General features: G+C 60.0%; 11 protein-coding genes. 7 read left to right on the top strand and 4 right to left on the bottom strand.

The features are described from left to right. Entirely contained in the window at window positions 1-693 is a 693-nt protein-coding gene (locus ABHV46_RS09320) for a GntR family transcriptional regulator (protein ID WP_336945737.1), read from the bottom strand. 176 nt (window positions 694-869) lie between these two features. On the opposite strand from ABHV46_RS09320, the gene ABHV46_RS09315 reads away from it, so the two are divergent. From ABHV46_RS09315 to ggt, 6 genes are all read left to right on the top strand, one after another. Continuing rightward, complete coding sequence (locus ABHV46_RS09315; RefSeq protein WP_438381241.1) at window positions 870-3,203, top strand: TonB-dependent receptor; 2,334 nt, start codon at window positions 870-872, stop codon at window positions 3,201-3,203. A gap of 65 nt (window positions 3,204-3,268) precedes the next feature. Beyond that, a complete protein-coding gene (locus tag ABHV46_RS09310; protein WP_438381240.1) occupies window positions 3,269-4,552 on the top strand; it encodes a cation:dicarboxylate symporter family transporter in 1,284 nt (427 codons plus the stop codon). Between the two features lie 19 nt (window positions 4,553-4,571). Then, the gene (locus tag ABHV46_RS09305; RefSeq protein WP_438381239.1) at window positions 4,572-5,609 is read left to right on the top strand and encodes an Ldh family oxidoreductase; all 1,038 of its coding nucleotides are present in this window, start codon (window positions 4,572-4,574) and stop codon (window positions 5,607-5,609) included. Between the two features lie 443 nt (window positions 5,610-6,052). Next, the gene (locus tag ABHV46_RS09300; protein ID WP_438381238.1) at window positions 6,053-8,608 is read left to right on the top strand and encodes a TonB-dependent receptor plug domain-containing protein; all 2,556 of its coding nucleotides are present in this window, start codon (window positions 6,053-6,055) and stop codon (window positions 8,606-8,608) included. Then, window positions 8,595-10,658: a M1 family metallopeptidase gene (locus ABHV46_RS09295; RefSeq protein WP_438381237.1), complete on the top strand. Its 2,064-nt coding sequence runs from the start codon at window positions 8,595-8,597 to the stop codon at window positions 10,656-10,658. Before ABHV46_RS09300 ends, ABHV46_RS09295 begins: the two co-directional genes overlap by 14 nt. A 15-nt stretch (window positions 10,659-10,673) precedes the next feature. Beyond that, window positions 10,674-12,470: a gamma-glutamyltransferase gene (gene ggt / locus ABHV46_RS09290; RefSeq protein WP_438381236.1), complete on the top strand. Its 1,797-nt coding sequence runs from the start codon at window positions 10,674-10,676 to the stop codon at window positions 12,468-12,470. 124 nt (window positions 12,471-12,594) lie between these two features. On the opposite strand, the gene ABHV46_RS09285 is transcribed toward ggt, so the two are convergent. Genes ABHV46_RS09285 through ABHV46_RS09275 form a run of 3 tightly spaced genes read right to left on the bottom strand, consistent with a single transcriptional unit; the run spans window position 12,595 to window position 15,137 of the window. Next, window positions 12,595-13,446, bottom strand: a complete 852-nt coding sequence (locus tag ABHV46_RS09285) for a hypothetical protein (RefSeq protein WP_438381235.1) — start codon at window positions 13,444-13,446, stop codon at window positions 12,595-12,597. Further along, entirely contained in the window at window positions 13,443-14,450 is a 1,008-nt protein-coding gene (locus ABHV46_RS09280) for a ferritin-like domain-containing protein (protein WP_438381234.1), read from the bottom strand. The genes ABHV46_RS09285 and ABHV46_RS09280 overlap by 4 nt, the downstream gene beginning before the upstream one ends. An 18-nt stretch (window positions 14,451-14,468) precedes the next feature. Further along, entirely contained in the window at window positions 14,469-15,137 is a 669-nt protein-coding gene (locus ABHV46_RS09275; RefSeq protein ID WP_336945728.1) for an ATP-dependent Clp protease proteolytic subunit, read from the bottom strand. Between the two features lie 183 nt (window positions 15,138-15,320). Here ABHV46_RS09275 and ABHV46_RS09270 point away from each other — a divergent pair, with 183 nt between their 5' ends. After that, complete coding sequence (locus ABHV46_RS09270) at window positions 15,321-16,265, top strand: hypothetical protein (protein WP_438381233.1); 945 nt, start codon at window positions 15,321-15,323, stop codon at window positions 16,263-16,265. Window positions 16,266-16,341: the final 76 nt, after the last annotated feature.

The raw sequence follows: 16,341 nt of genomic DNA, 5'->3' as shown, positions 1-16,341 counted from the left end.
TCATGAGTCGGCAAGTACGCCGCTCAACCCGGTATGGCGATTGCTCCGGGCGCGATTGCGCAGGGCTTTTTCGAGATGCACGAGGTGGTCCTGCGTGATGCGTATGGCCTCCTCTTTGTCGCCACGCTCCATCGCAGCAATCAGCTCACCATGATCGTTGCAGGAATGCTGCGCATCTTCTTCCGACTGATAGAGTGCCGAAATCAGCACGGTGCGCGCCGTCAGGTTCTCGAGAATATCGGCCAGAACCGAGTTGCCCAGCACATCGGCCATATGCACATGGAAATGACCGAGCAGATAAGAGCGCCTCGCCAGATCCTGCCCGGCGATAGCCCCTTGCTGGGCCTCGTGATGCGCGCGCAACCGTGCGATGGCTTCGGGCGAAACAAGCGCATGATCCATGATCAGCCCGGTCTCGACAGCACGTCTGGCTTCGATAATCTCGCGCGCCTCGGCCACGGTCGGTTCGATCACGAACCAGCCGCGACGCGGTGAGACATCGACCAGTCCGCGGCTGCTGAGGCGTATCATCGCCTCACGCACCAATGTGCGCGACACACCGAAGATCTCGCCGACCTCTTTCTCACCGAAGCGCTCGCCAGGCGCGATTCGGCCTGAAAGCACGGCGTGGATGATTCGCTCCTCGATCACGAGGCCGCTGGCACGTTCCGGGTCGAGTTTCTGATGCTGCATGAGTGTTTTATGCGCTGGGCAAAGACCCAAGGCAAGCGGGTTGCATCGTATCGAACCAGCAACAGTCGACTACCGATTTCATAAATTTTTCATTTCGTTGTGGAACTGTTCCAGTTTGTATTCTAGTTAGTATACAAGTCCTGCCCATACGAGAAAAATCGCTGTCGGAGCCGTCCATGACCCCCCTGAAGACCCATCGCCCCTCGCGCATGATGTCCTGTCGGACGGTCCTGCTCGTCTCGACTATCGTGGCATCGCCTTTCTGTCTGACGCTTGCACCCTCGGCACAGGCTGCGTCAGTCGCGCCGCACGCCAAACCCGCCACGCCGAAAAAGGCCCACGCACACGCACCGCTCAATGGCGGAAACGAGACGGTTCAAGTCGCGGCACGGCGCGGCGTGACAAGCGCCGGGCAGCACAACGCCCATTCGGAGACCATTCTCTCGCGTCAGGAGTTGCAGAACCGGAACGTTCGGCAGTTGACCGATATCGTGCGCGTTGCCCCCAACCTGACCATCCAGCCGAGCTTCGGCAGTGCTGCGCTGAATTTCGCCCTGCGTGGCGTCGGTCTGATGGATTTCACACAGAACAACACGCCTTCGGTCATGCCCTATGTCGATGGCGTGGCGTATCCGGTCAGCATCATGACCACTGGCATGCTGTTCGATATGGACGATATTTCGGTGGCTCCCGGCGCCTCGGGCTTCACCCATGGCCAGTCCACCACGGGCGGTGAGATCAATTTCCATACGGGCGATCCGACGCAGACATTCCACGCCGGTCTGACAGAAGACATTGCGAGCTATGGCCGCAACCGCGTCGAAGGCTTCGTTTCCGGACCGCTTTCGCGCAACGTTTCCTATCGCATCGCCGGGCAATCGCTCACGGGCGGCGGCTTTCAGCATAACGGTCAGGGCGTCGGCTACGGCAACAGCAATATCGGCGCGCTGCGTGGCAAGCTGCGCTGGCAGATCGACGAAACCTCGCGCCTCGATATCGGCGGCCACTGGACGACCGACCAGTCGGAGTCGTCATCGGGGCATAATCTCTACAACGCCTATGGTGTGCCGATCACCAATGACATCTATCAGACAGCCTGGGGTCTGGACCCGCGCTTTGCCAAGATTATAGGCATCAATGCCAATAATCCCAAGCCGCGCGAGGACAATCTCTTCTGGGGTGCCAATGTCAAATACACCAAGGAGTTTTCCTGGGCGCGTCTATGGTCGCAAAGTGCTTATGAGATGGTCGACGAGCACGAGCTGACCAACCAGACGAACTCGGTTAAGGCTTACGGCAACATGTTCCGTAATAACCAGACGAATGTCTTCTCTCAGGAAGTCAAACTCGAATCCCGCGATCCGAAAGCGCGTTTTCACTGGGAAACGGGTCTCTATTACAGCCGCGCCCGCATGGCACAGAGCTTCTGGTACGACAGCTCCGACCGTCCCGGCACGACGCCGCTGAACGAAACCGCCTATCGACAGAACCAGCAGAATTTCAACCAGTATGTGCAGCTCAGCTATCGTATCCTGCCCAGACTGACCCTGATCGGCGCGATCAACCACGAATCCGACGATCGCCAGATGCTCAATCTGACCAGCACGAACGTCAATCTCAATACCGGTCTCGCCACGTCACAGACCAATTTCGGCAGTGCCGGTGCCTTGACCAACCAGTTCGGCGGGCGCGTCGGGGCGCAATATCAGGTTACGCCCAATATCATGGGCTATGCGATCTTCTCGAAAGGCTTCAAGCCAGGCGGGTTCTCCGCCAATATCACGCAGAACGCCAACCAGCTTCGCCCTTTCAAGCCCGAATCCGTGCTGACCTATGAGGGCGGGTTCAAGTCGATGCTGTTCGACCGCCGCCTGCGCTTCAACGCTGCCGGGTTCTATTACGATTATCGCGACCAGCAGCTTCTGGGCAGCATTCTTGTGCCGCCTTACGGCGTGCTCGGCGGCTACGTCAACGCCCCGCGCTCCTATATCTATGGAGCCGAGTTCGACATCGAGGCGCATCCTTTTCACGGTCTGACACTGACGCAGAATTTCGGCTATCAGAACGGCGTCTACACGCAGTTCCAGAGCCTGAACCGCAGCGCCACGACCGCGCAATTCGCCGCTACCGGCATGTGGTCGCCGGTCTATACCAATTATAACGGCTATAATATGGGCCTCGCCAACCTCACCCTTTCGGGTGCGGCGGTCTATACTTGGCCCATATTCCGCGACTATCGCATGACTTTCGATGTCGATTACAATTATCGCGGCGCCCAGACCCAGCCGCAGCATATCGGCGATGGCGGCATCTATCGCGCACCTGCCTATTTTCTGGTCAATTCCTTCCTGACCTTTGCCGCCCCCAAGCAGCACGTGTCGCTTACCGTCTACGGGCAGAACCTGGCCGATCGTCGCTACTGGCTCTCAGGGGGAACGCAGGCGACCTTCTATGGCGTGATTCCGGGTCTGCCCCGTTTCGTCGGTGCTAAGATCAACGTAACCTATTGATGTTTCGCTGCCGGATCTACCTTTCGTGATCCGGCACCCATGCGTTTTCTGGCCGGAGAATCGATTTGAGCGCTCATGATCTGAAGAAATCCTCCCGCTATCGCCCCGGTATTTTCATTCAGGTCATCGTCGCCACCATAGGCGGCATTCTTCTCGGACTTTTCGCCCCGCATCTCGCCCATCAGTGTCGCTGGCTGACCGATCTTTTTCTGCGGCTCATCCTCATGATCGTGGGGCCGTTGCTGTTCTGCATCGTCGTGAGCGGCATTACCGGCGCGGGTTCTCTGGGCGCTGTGGGTCGGCTCGGCAGCCGGGCGCTCATCTATTTCGAAGCCATGACCACGATCGTGCTGCTTCTCTCCGTCGGCGCGGCCCTGCTTCTCCATCCGGGACGCGGCATGCACTACACACCGAGCGTGGAAGACGCCCGTGCCGTGGCAAGCTATGCCGCCAATGCCCATGCGCTGCATGGCCAGGGCGTTACGGGCTTTATCCTCAACCTCATTCCCCGTTCGCCGATCGCGGCCTTTGCAGAAGGCAATATTCTCCAGATCCTGTTCTTCGCGGTTCTGCTTGGCTGCTGCCTGTCACGACTGGGAGAAGCCGGTGCGCCCATCACCAGGCTGATCGACAGCTTTTCGGCGCTTTTCTCACGCATGATGCGCGTCATCATCGCGACCGCCCCTCTCGGCGTATTCGGCGCTGTCTCGACGACTGTGGCCGAATACGGGCTGGACGCCATCGATCATCTGGCGCTTTTCGTCATTCTCTATTTCAGCGCCATCGCCGTGTTCATCGTCGTCATTCTCGGCGGGCTGCTTCAGATCTGCGGCATCAACCCGCTGCGTTTCGCGCGTTATTTCCGCGAAGAGATCCTGATCGTCACGGCCACCACAAGCTCCGACTCCGTATTACCCAGCATCATGACAAAGCTCGAGGCGATGGGCATCTCGAGACAGGTCGTCGGGCTCGTCGTACCCGCCGGGTATTCGCTCAATCTCGACGCGCTCTCGATCTATCTCGGCTTCGCCGTCGTCTTTCTGGCCGAGGTCACCCACACGCCACTGACCCTCACGCAGATCCTCTCGATGCTGGCCACGGCACTCATTACCTCGAAAGGCGCGCATGGTGTGCCGGGCATTGCCATCGTCGTGCTGGCCGCCACCATGGCCGCAGCGCCTTCCATCCCGCTTTCGAGCCTTGTTCTGCTGATCGCCGTGGACTGGTTTAGCGGCATCGCGCGCGCCGTAGGCAATCTGGCAGGGAATTGCGTTGCGCCAGTCGTTCTTGCAGCATGGGAAGGCGCGCTCGATCGCGAACGGGCACAGAAGATGCTCGGCTCCCAATAACCGCTGAAGACGGATCGCCATGACCGACGCCACACGCTACCCGGCTGCCCTGCTCGCAGAGGCCTGCCAGTCCAGACTCATCGCCGCAGGGGCCTTGCCTGAAGATGCCGCAGGAACCGTGCGTGCCCTTATGCATGCGTCACACCTGGGCACGGACAGCCACGGCGTGAGGCTGATCGGCTATTATGTCGACATGCTCCAGAACGGCGGAGTGAACCGGCGCCCTCAGCGTCGCTTCGAACAGACGGCCCCTGCAACCGGTCGGCTCGACGCCGATTTCGGCCTCGCCCATGCGGCGTCCTACCACGCCATGGATCAGGCCGTCGCTCTGGCCCGCCATGCGGGGATAGGCGCCGTCACCGTGCATCATTCCACCCATTATGGCGCTGGAGGCGCCTATGCGCTGGCCGCTGCCGAAAAAGGCTTCGTCTCGCTCGTGCTGAGCAATTCCGACCGCGCCGTCGCTCTGGCAGGAGGACGGGCGCCGTTTCATGGCACCAACCCTATCGCCATGGGGGCGCCTGTGCGCAACCGCAATCCTTGGCTTCTCGACATGGCCACGTCTTCCATCCCCTTCAATCGTGTAAAGCTCTATCGCAGCCTTGGCTTGCCCCTGCCGCCCGAAGTGGCCCTGAATGAGGAAGGCCATCCCACACTCGACGCCATGCAGGCGCGGTTTCTGCAACCGCTTGGCGGCATGGCCTATGGCCATAAAGGCGCGGCGCTTGCGGGCATGGTGACCATTCTCTCCGCTATTCTGGCCGGTGCGGATCCCGACCCTGTCATGGTCTCGACCGCCGACGCGCAGAGCGGCACGAAGCCACAGGATGTCGGCCATATCATGGTCGCGTTCGACCCGGCACGATTCATCGGTCAGGAGGCTTTTGAGGCCGGAATGGCGCATTATCTCGGCCTTCTCCACGCCTCCCCCCCAGCCGAACCGAGCGTACCCGTCTGCGCGCCGGGCGACAAGGAATGGGAAGAAGCCCTCGAAAGAAATAAGATCGGCATCCCCGTCGACCCCGATACGGAAAAATTCCTGGGGCTGTCCCACTGACTGATGACGTCACGAGCCTTAGACGGGTCGGGCAACAGAGCATCCTCTGCAAGAAGGCATTCTCGAAAAACCAGAAAATCGTGACGAGGCGCGACAGCACCGCTATCGGCGCAGCGCGACAAGCCATCTCAATCGATGATAGCATAAATCGGCTTCTGCCGCTTTGACTCGGATAGCCTGAAATAGCCGATAATAGAGTTCATCGGCCAGCGATGAACATCATTCGGCATTACTGGACCAACGACGCCTAGAGCCCGCCGCAAAACCAGACCTTTCGAACCACCGCAGAGTCAATATCACAAAAACACAATCCACAACGTTCCTGTGTTATAAAATAATATGTTACATAAAGTTTCCTTTTCGTTTATTGCCCATCAGGTCAGCTTATGCTCGGATATTACGAATTCGTATCGTAATGATATCGTGCTGAAAGATCTCCGTGAATGCCCCGTAAGCTGCCGGCTGCCAGAAAGACCCTTGCGCCGAAAACCCTTCTTCTGGCCCTGATTTCGTCTACTGCCCTTTTCCAGGGTTTTTCGCGCCCGGCTCTTGCTGCTGACACAGGTGCAGTTCTGCACGGCCAGCATAAACCGCACGGCCATCGCCCTGCCGCTGACGCGTCGCAGAAATCTGCCACGCGGAATGATCCTGTCGGGAAAAGCGCATCGGCTCCGCGTCGCAAGAAAAATGCCGACAAGGGTGCTGATGGGGGCAACGAGGCCATTATCGTCACAGGAACACGCTCGTCCAACAAGCGCGTACGTGACAGCTCTTCGCCTATCACCCTCTATACCCAGGCCCAGATGGAACGCACCGGTGAGCTGAACCTTGCCAGTGTTCTGGCGCGTCTCGACCCGTCCATCAGCGTTTCGGCACTGGGAAACGATACGGCGGCCCTGACCTCATCCATCCGTATGCGTGGGCTTTCGGCCAATGAGGTCCTGGTGCTGGTCGATGGCAAGCGACGCAACATCACCGGCAATATGGCGGGGGGGACTACCCCGGTCGATCTGAACATGATCCCGGCAGGGGCTATCGATCATATGGAGGTGCTGCGCGATGGCGCTGCCGCCATGTACGGGTCTGACGCCATCGCCGGGGTGGTGAATATCATCACCAAAAAAACCGATCATGGCATTCATACCTACGCCCAGACTGGCGCGAATGCCTATAATGGCGATGGCTGGCAATATCTGATCGGTGCCGATGGCGGCCATAAATGGGGCAGCGACGGCTTTGTCCATATTTCCGGTCAGGTCTATCACACAGATCATTTCGTTGCCGATAACAAGAGCACGCGTGACCATCGCTGGACCGCCACGTCGAGTTGGCCTGCCAACTCGAACAAGATCGAAAGCACGCCAGAAGAGACGCGCGAAAATCTCTCGATCGAATGGGGCAAGGATGTTGTCGAGGGCCTGCGCACTTACGGGCTGATCACCTATGCGCATCGTCACGCCGAAGCCTATGAGAATTATCGTCTACCCGGCGCCTCGGCCCCGACCACGATCTATCCCTATGGCTTCTCGCCGCTTGAGACGATCGACGAGAATAATTTTCAGGCCAATCTTGGCCTGAAGGGCGATAATCTTTTTGGCTTCAACTGGGATCTGAGTACGCTTTACGGCGAGGATGACGACGATATCGGCGTCAAGAACACCTATAATTCCAGTTATGCCAAGATCTATGGCTATTCGCCCACAACCACACGTGCCGCGACCTATCGCATGGCCCAGTGGACGAGCAATTTCGACATGCGCCGTAATTTCAATGTCGGCATGGCCACCCCCATGACCTTCGCCATGGGCGCCGAGCATCGTCTGGAAATGTACCATGTCGGGGCGGGCAATGATGCGTCCTATCTCTATGGCGGCACGTCAGGCTATGCGGGGATATCGCCGGTCAGCGCGGGCACGTGGCAGCGCAATGTCTGGGCCGGATATCTGGATGGCGATTTCCACCCACTGAAGCACTGGGATCTCGATTTTGCGGGCCGCTTCGAGCACTACACCGACGCAGGCAATACCGAGACCGGCAAGGTCACCACACGCTATGATTTCACACGTCGTATCGCCATTCGCGGCACGATCAGCACCGGCTTCCGCGCGCCAACACTGGCCGAGGAGCATTACAGCTCACTCAGTGTCTCGCCCACAGGCGCATCGGGCCTTCTTGGCGCGAATAGCGCTGCCGCACGCGCCATCGGGGCGTCACAGCTCAAGCCCGAGCGGTCGACCAGCGCCGAAGGCGGCATCGTGCTCGAGCCGATCGATCGTTTCCACATCTCCGCCGATGTCTATCAGATCAATATACGCGACCGTATTCTGGCCGCCTCGAGCATTGCTGGCACTTCGGCCCTTGAGGCGATTCAGGCTTCGGGCGTCGATATCGCTACAGGCAACGGCGTTTCCCTGAGCAACATCAAGGCCAATTACTATGCCAACGCCGCCAGCACCCGCACACAGGGTCTGGATATCCAGGGCGATTACCGCTTTCTGCTGCATCGCTACGGCTCGCTCGACCTGTCCATGCTGCTCAATCTGAACCGCACGGTGGTGAGCCATCTCAACACCAATATTTTCAATAATCCGTTTGCCAATGCCCAGACCCAGGCCTCGGCCCAGGGCGTGCCGCGCTCGAAAATCATCCTCAACGCACATTGGGATTACGGCAAGTGGGGCGTCAATCTGCGCGAGACGCGTTTTGGCTCCTACAAGACGCTGCTCACCTATGAAGACCTCGCGCCTTCCTCTGTCCGCTATTCCACCACAACCTTCCTGCCTTTCGAAAACACGCCCGTCTGGACCACCGATCTTGAGGTGGCCTATCGCTTCAACAAGCACTGGCGCGTCGCGATCGGTTCGAACAACATCTTCAACCAGCGCCCCCGCATGGTGCCGGCTGTCGTGAATTATCTCGGCCCGAAGATCTACGACTCAGCCTCTCCGCTTTCGATGACCGGCGCCTATTATTTCGGCCGTGTCGATGCGAATTTCTAAGCCACGCTATCGGGCAGCGACAAAGCCCCTTCTCAGAGCCAGCGCTGCAACAGGGCTGGCCACATTCCTTGTCGCGGCGGCCCCCTCTCCCCCTCCGGCCCAAACCGGGCCGGAACCCGCACATATCTTCGCGCCCATCGATTATCCGACGGCGATCAACCGCTATCGTTCTGCCGATGGCACACCCGGCCCCGATTACTGGCGTAACCGGGCCGATTACCGCATCGAAGTGGCGCTCGATGCCCCCACCCATCGCCTGACCGGGCGAGAAACCATCACCTATCGCAATAACAGCCCCAGCAGCCTGAACGTGCTGTGGATGCAGCTCGACCAGAATATCTACCGCGAGACGTCACGGGGCGCTGCCGCCATGCCAGCGCGCTTCAAGGCGCATGGCCATACCGAGGGAATGCAGATCGACCATGTCGCGCTGCTCGACGCCCACGGAAAGGAAATCACTGTCACACCGCTGATTTCCGACACGCGGATGCAGATCGCCCTGCCCGCCCCGCTGCCGCCCGCCAGCACGATCAGCTTCAGCGTGTCGTGGCATTACGAGGTGCCCGGAATCTGGGGAGGACGTACCGCCGTCACCCCATCGCGAAACGGAAATATTTTCGAGATCGCCCAGTTCTATCCACGCATGGCCGTTTTCGACGATCTGCGCGGCTGGGATACCGCCCCCTATCTGGGTGGCGAATTCTATCTCGATTACGGCGATATCGATTATCGCGTCACTGTCCCTTCGAATTTCTTGGTCGTCGGATCGGGGGCGCTGCTCAATGAAAGCGAGGTTCTTACCGCGCAGGAGCGCCAGCGTCTGGCGCAGGCCCGCACGAGCGAAAAACGCATTCTGATCCGCAGTCAGGCCGATACCGAAGCCGCCTCCCACCTTGGCGCCAGCGGCACCCATAGCTGGCATTTTTTCATGCCCAATACGCGTGATGTGGCGTTCGTCGCCTCTGCTGCCCTGCTCTGGGATGCCGCAAGGCTGGATCTGCCGCCGATCTCACCCGCTCCCGGCCTGAAGCCCGTCCCGCGACTGGCCATGTCGGTCTATCCGGTGGAAGGCATCGGCCCCCAAGCCTGGGACCGCTCGACGGAATATGTGAAGCACAGCATCGAGTATTTCTCTTCGAGCTGGTACCCCTATCCTTGGGCCACAGCGATCAATGTCGGCGGTCATGGCGCGGGGATGGAATATCCCGGCATCGTTTTCGACGGCATGCAGGACCGTGATGCCAAGCTCTTCTGGATCACCACCCATGAACTGGGTCATGGATGGTTCCCGATGATTGTCGGCAGCAATGAGCGCCGCCACGGCTTCATGGATGAGGGCTTCAACACCTTCATCGACTCCCTTGCTTCCCAACATTTCAACAAGGGGGAGTTCGCCCCCAAGCAGGATGGCGAATACGCCCCCGACACGGGCAAGCCTGCCGATGACATCGTCAGGATCCTGACAGACCCGGTCTATGACCCGCTCATGACCGCCTCCACCATTCCGGGGCACGGCAATCGTCATGCCATGGCCTATTTCAAGGCCGCTTACGGGCTCGAATTGCTCCGCAGCCAAATTCTGGGGCCGGAACGCTTCGACCGCGCCTTTCGCCATTACATCGCCGTCTGGGCGTTCAAGCATCCGACCCCGTCGGATTTCTTTCGCCTGATGGAAAGCGATGCCGGGGAGGATCTCTCCTGGTTCTGGCGTGGCTGGTATTTCGAAAACCGCAGTCCCGATTACGCACTCGACGCGATCGATTATCCCGATCATGACCCGGCGAAAGGCGTCTCGCTAACGATCAGCAACAAGGGATGGCTGCCTCTGCCGGTCACGCTTGCCGTCACACGCGAGGATGGCAGCGTCGAACGCCTCGTGATTCCGACAGAAGTCTGGAGCGGCGGGAATACCCATGTGGTGACACTCAAGGGAGGCAGTCCCGTGCGGAACGCCACAATCGACCCCGATCACGCCATTCCCGATGTCGATCGCAGCAATAACGCGCTCAGCCCGCCCCCTCTCTCCGCTTCGCCCTCCTTTTCTCACTGATTTCAGGACCGCTCCATGGCTCTCCCCGCTTCACCGTCCCGTCGCTGGCGCCAGCGCCTTTTTGCTTCCGCCCTTTCCTGCGCAGTTTCGGTTTCGGCTCTGGCAACCGCTCAGGCAGCACCGGGGGGAGACGCGCTCAATTTCGGCGGTGCCACGACCAGCCGCCCCCCTATTCCCTCGACTCTGGGCGCGCATGGCATGGTGGTCTCGGCGCAGCATCTGGCCTCTGATGTCGGGGCAAGGATCCTGCGTGACGGCGGCAATGCCGTCGATGCCGCCGTCGCCGTGGGCTATGCGCTGGCCGTCGTCTATCCGGCTGCGGGCAATATCGGCGGTGGCGGGTTCATGACCCTGCGCACGCCGGATGGCAAAGCCTATTTCATCGATTTCCGCGAACACGCTCCGCTTGCGGCTACCGAAACGATGTATCAGGACAAGGATGGCAAGATCATCAAGGGGCTCTCTACCATCGGATGGAAATCGGTCGGCGTGCCCGGCACGGTGGCAGGGCTCGATCTCGTCCTCAAACGCTGGGGCCGTTTGTCGCGTGCCAAGGTCATGGCCCCTGCTATCGCTCTGGCCGGTGAAGGCTACACTCTGGAAGAGAACGACGTTCACCTGCTGAACACCTCGACCAAGGCCTTCATCAACGATCCCTATGCCACGAAAATCTTTCTGCGCGCCGACCGCCGTCCCTTCGCGATTGGCGAGCGCTTCAAACAGACGGATCTCGCCCATACTCTTCAGGCCATCGCCGATAAGGGACCGGATGTCTTTTATCGCGGCTGGATCGCTGAAGAGACGGTGCGTGTCAGCAAGGAGAATGGCGGCCTGCTGACCATGGCCGATTTCGGCGCCTATAAACCGCGTGTCATGGCGCCGGTACGCTGCACCTATCGTGGCTATCAGATCGATACCGCCCCGCCACCAAGCGGAGGCGGTGTGGCGCTATGTGAAATGCTGAACATTCTGTCGGGCTACGACCTCAAATCCGAAGGGCTCTACAGCGCGCTCTCGACACATCAGGAAGTCGAGGCAATGCGTCACACCTATTCGGATCGACGCGATCTGGGTGATCCTGCCTTCGTCAAGAACCCCGTGTCCCACCTTATCGACCCGGCTTATGCCGCAAAAATCCGCGCTGGCATCCCTGCCGAAGATGCTGTTGCCTCAGCCAGCCTCATGGCTGGTGATCCGCAGCCCGAAAAACGCGAAACAACGCAATATTCGATCATGGATCACTCGGGTTACGCCGTGTCCGTCACCTATACGCTCAATGGGTGGTTCGGGGCCAAGGTCATGGCGGGCAGCGCCGGGTATTTCCTGAATGACGAGATGGATGATTTCTCGTCCAAACCCGGCGAGCCGAACATGTTCGGCATCGTAGGCAGCAAGGCCAATGCCATCGCGCCCGGCAAGACGCCGCTCTCTTCCATGTCACCCACCATCCTCTCCAGGGATGGGAAGGCCATCATGGCCATCGGCAGCCCCGGCGGCTCGCGCATACCCACCATCACCCTCGCAGCTATTCTGGGCGTGATCGATTACGGCATGACCATTCAGGAAGCCGTCGACATGCCGCGCATTCACGAACAATGGCAGCCCGAAGCCGTCGAGATCGAACCCGGCGCCCTGTCGGAACCCGTCATGACCACATTGCGCGCTCATGGCTACACTTTGGAAACGCACCAACCCTGGGGCTCAGCCGAGGGCGTTCTTGCTGGCGGTGCCAAACTCGGATCGCATTCCGACGGCCATTTCTATGGCGGTTATGATCGTCGCCATGCAGGCGGTGGCGCGACCGGAGAATGAACAAGCAAACTTTGCGGGGCGCTGCCCCGATCCCCGGAAAGGGGCGCACCCCTTTCATCCCTATTTGATGGTTTCCAAAGGGCGACGGCCCTTTGGCGGGGGATGGGGCAGAGCCCCATGCCAGTCAGCGCGACAGACCGCGCCCCTTGTCCCACAGACGCAGCCCGCGCAGGGCCAGATCGGCGATGCCGGGAAGCAGCCGGGGCTGCATAAGACCGGGGTCGAATGCCGTCATGCGACGGGCATTTTCGCGATAGCAATCTTCGACGAAGCCGCGGAAAGAGAAGCCGTCGAGAAAGAGATTGGTCTGGGTCACGGCGAAATCGCGCCCGTCATTGGGCTCCTGCCCACGACGCACCATGCCCAAAAGGCGGCTGAGCGCGCGCAGGTAGAAATGCAGCGATTTGAATGACCGCCTTGCGCGGCCAAGGCCGCGACGCTTTTCACGCCAGGCCATGTAATTGATGAAGAAGACGATGTGACGCGTCTCTTCGAACATCAGAATGTCGAAGATCTCGAACATCTTCTCGGGCAGGAACTGCGACTGGCGCGCGCTCTTGAAAGCGCCAAAACCGAGAAAGGCGTCGAGACATTCACCGAAGCCGAAATCGATGAAAGCTTTCTCGAGATCGGCAGGGAATTTCTCGATCGGCTGCTTCTCGGCATCGAGACCGTAACGCTCGATCATGACGCGAATCAGATCGGCATGACGGGCCTCTTCGTAGCCCTGAAGCCTGACAGCCTCTTTCACCTCAGGGTCGATGATCTGGGGCGTAAAGGCGTCGACAATGGCCCCGGCCCGGCGCTCGGTATGATACACCTCCTGCCAGAACGGGACAGCGCGGAGCCGGGACAGTTCTTCTTCCGTCAGCTCGGGCCAGGGGAGCGTCTCAGGATCGAACACCTGATGGGTGTCGATAAACTGCTGACAGAAATAGTGCTTGTGCGCCTCTGATCCCGGCTCAATCATACTCATGCAGGGGCGTGCTGCGCTTTATGGCCAAGGCGTGAACGCACCGCACCGGAAGCCTTGCCCCACAGACGATAGGCAGCCAGCCCGGTCTTGACGAGAGTCGGCGTTGTGGTGGGACGCAGCAGGCGATGATCGTAGCCGGAGAAGCGGCGATCGTTCTCATCAAGGCAGAGCTGCATCAGCTCGGGCACCTTGATGTCGATATCCGTCATGTCCTTGGCGCCGGTCACGGTGAAATTATTGTCCTGCGTGTGCTCGTTGCCCTCGGAATCGATCGAACGCGCCAGATCCATGCGCTCATAGGCGAGGAAAGCCCAAACGCCGAGAACGCGTGCTTCGAACACCGGACGCTTCCACCAAGGCATGGTGGCACGATGCCAGGCCAGCCAGTTGGCGAAAAGCAGGATGTGACGGCACTCTTCCTGCATGACCGGCTCGAAGGTTTCGATCAGCTCCATCGGAAACAGACCGGCGCGCTCGGCCAGAGCGAAAAGACCGAAGGCGAAGAAGCTGTCGACGCATTCCGAAAAACCGGTAACCAGATAGGCCCATTCCGTATCTTTCGGCTCGATATAGGGCGGCTCGAGGGCCATCGGGATGTTGTAGGCCTCGACCAGCTTGGAGAGCACCTCCTTGTGGCGGTTTTCCTCCCAAGCATTGCGACGCAGGGCGTCCTTCATGTCCGGGTCGTCGATCATGTCGGCGTAGGCCGCCATGCGCAGACGGGCCTTGCCTTCGGTCTGCACCGCAATGTCCCAGATGGGCAGGGAGGTGATGCGATGCAGGGTTGCGGGGTCCAGCTCAGGCCATTCGATGACCGAAGGTTTGTAGGGGTTGAACGTCTCCCTGAACATGTCGGCCACGGCACGCTTGTGTTCTTCCGTGCCCGGCTTGAGCGGGCCGGGAATGGCGCTGCTCCAGTGACGGGCTTCGAAATCGGCCTTGGCCAGGGTCTTGTCTGACGGCGCATCGGGAAGATGGCTGTAGAGTTGTTCAAGACGAGACATGAGAGAGATTTCCTCTTCTTATTCCTTGATGTCGCTCATTTTGCTGATGACGCGCGAAACAAGGCCATAGGCAATGGCTTCTTCGGCGGACATCCAGTGATTGCGGTCGGTGTCCTTGGCGACCTTCTCGTAGGACTGGCCGGTTTCACGGGCAAAGAGACGATTGAGACGCTCGCGCATCTTGATGATTTCGCGGGCTTCGATATCGATATCGGTTGCCGGGCCACGCACGCCGCCCATCGGCTGATGCAGCAGGAAGCGCGTGTTGGGCAGGCAGAGACGACGCTCGGGGCGACCGGCGGCGAAAATCAGGGCGCCGGCAGACGCGACCCAGCCTGTGCCGATCATGTTCACCGGAGCGACGGAATCGACAAAACGGATCATGTCGTGAATGGTATCGCCACTCTCGACATGGCCACCCGGCGAATTGACGTAGATGTCGATCGGCTTGTCGGACGCGCCTGCCAGAGCAAGGAGGCGCCCCGTCACATCACGAGCGACCTTGTCGTTGATTCCGCCGAAAATCAGCACCTTGCGCTGTTCGAACAGCTTGCCCTCGATCTCTGCGCCGGGCGGCTTCTCGGCAGCTTCTTTCTGCTCGGGCGCGTCGGGGGTCTGAGGATCGGGGTCTTCATCGTCGAGACGCGGGGCGAGACGGAAAAGGTCCTGGGGTGTCGTACCACGCATGCTGGGGTTCCTATGTCGGTGGAGCCTGTTCATCCTTTATATGTTGCGCTCGATAGGCGCCCCTCACAAGAGCCCCCCCGATTTTTGCTCCAAATCAAGCATCTCGCCAGAAAGAGCGGGAACGGTTAGGGTGGCGCCAGCGCGAGAAAACCGGACAAGAAACGCAAGGGTCGATCGGAAAACATGCAGAAAACAGGCTGGCTGCGAACAGGCTTTGCCATGACGGGCATCATGACACTGGCCGCCTGTGGGCATAGAGACGCCGTCGACACGGTCGGCAACTGGTACAACCAGTATCAGGGCGGCGAGATTGCCAAGCAGCGCCCCCCTGCGCCGGGCGTGCACGGCCCCTATCCACGCGTGGGACTGACCCCTACGACGAACGTCGATCTGCCCAGCGCGCAGGCCCGTCAGGCTTTGACCGATCGTATGACGCTTCAGCGCAATCTCAGCCAGCATGTCGCCGTGGCCGATGGTCCGCTGACGATTGCAGCCCCTCCGCCTCCACCGCCCAAGCCGCGCGCTTCCAGTAGCGAGAGCGGCTCGTCGATGAGCGTCGTCGCGCCCGGACAGACGCCTCCCGCCACGCCATCTGCTACTGTGAATACCCCCGTTGCCAAGACGGCCGGATCGAAGACGGCGGACGATACCAGACCGGCCTCTGAGGCGGCTCTGCCCGAAGTGACACGCTTCGCCCCACCGCCCATCAAACCGGGCGAACTGCCCCAGATCGGCGATCTACCGCCCGTCGCACCCGACTTCCCGGGCTTCGCCATCCCGCGCGATGCAGCGCTGCCCGATATCGCGCCGCCTGCCTATGATCTGACTGAGCCGCATGGCACGCTGATCCGCTTCAATCAGGCGTCGGACCAGATCGCGAGCGGACAGGATGGCGTGATCGGCAAGGTTCTGGGCGCAGGCAGCCCGCACGACATGCTGTTCATCAAGGGCTTTGGCGAGATCACTTCTTTCCAGCCCTCCGAACAGGTGCTCGGCATCAAGCTCGGCCTGCTTCGGGCACGCGTGCTGGCCCAGAGCCTGATCCTGCGCGGTATACCGGCGTCGCATATCCGCATCAGCGCAGGCGCGCTGGGACGGGGTGCGAGAATTGACCGCTCGCCTTACTGAGGAAGGTTCCGCCGGTTCTGGAATCGGGTTAGTGAAGATTGTCGGAGTCGCCCTGACTCCGGTAATTTTATTTCAA

Origin of the sequence: Asaia sp. BMEF1, from assembly GCF_051628905.1 — a bacterium.
Classification (GTDB): Bacteria; Pseudomonadota; Alphaproteobacteria; order Acetobacterales; family Acetobacteraceae; genus Asaia.
This window is presented reverse-complemented; position numbering and strand designations above follow the sequence as displayed.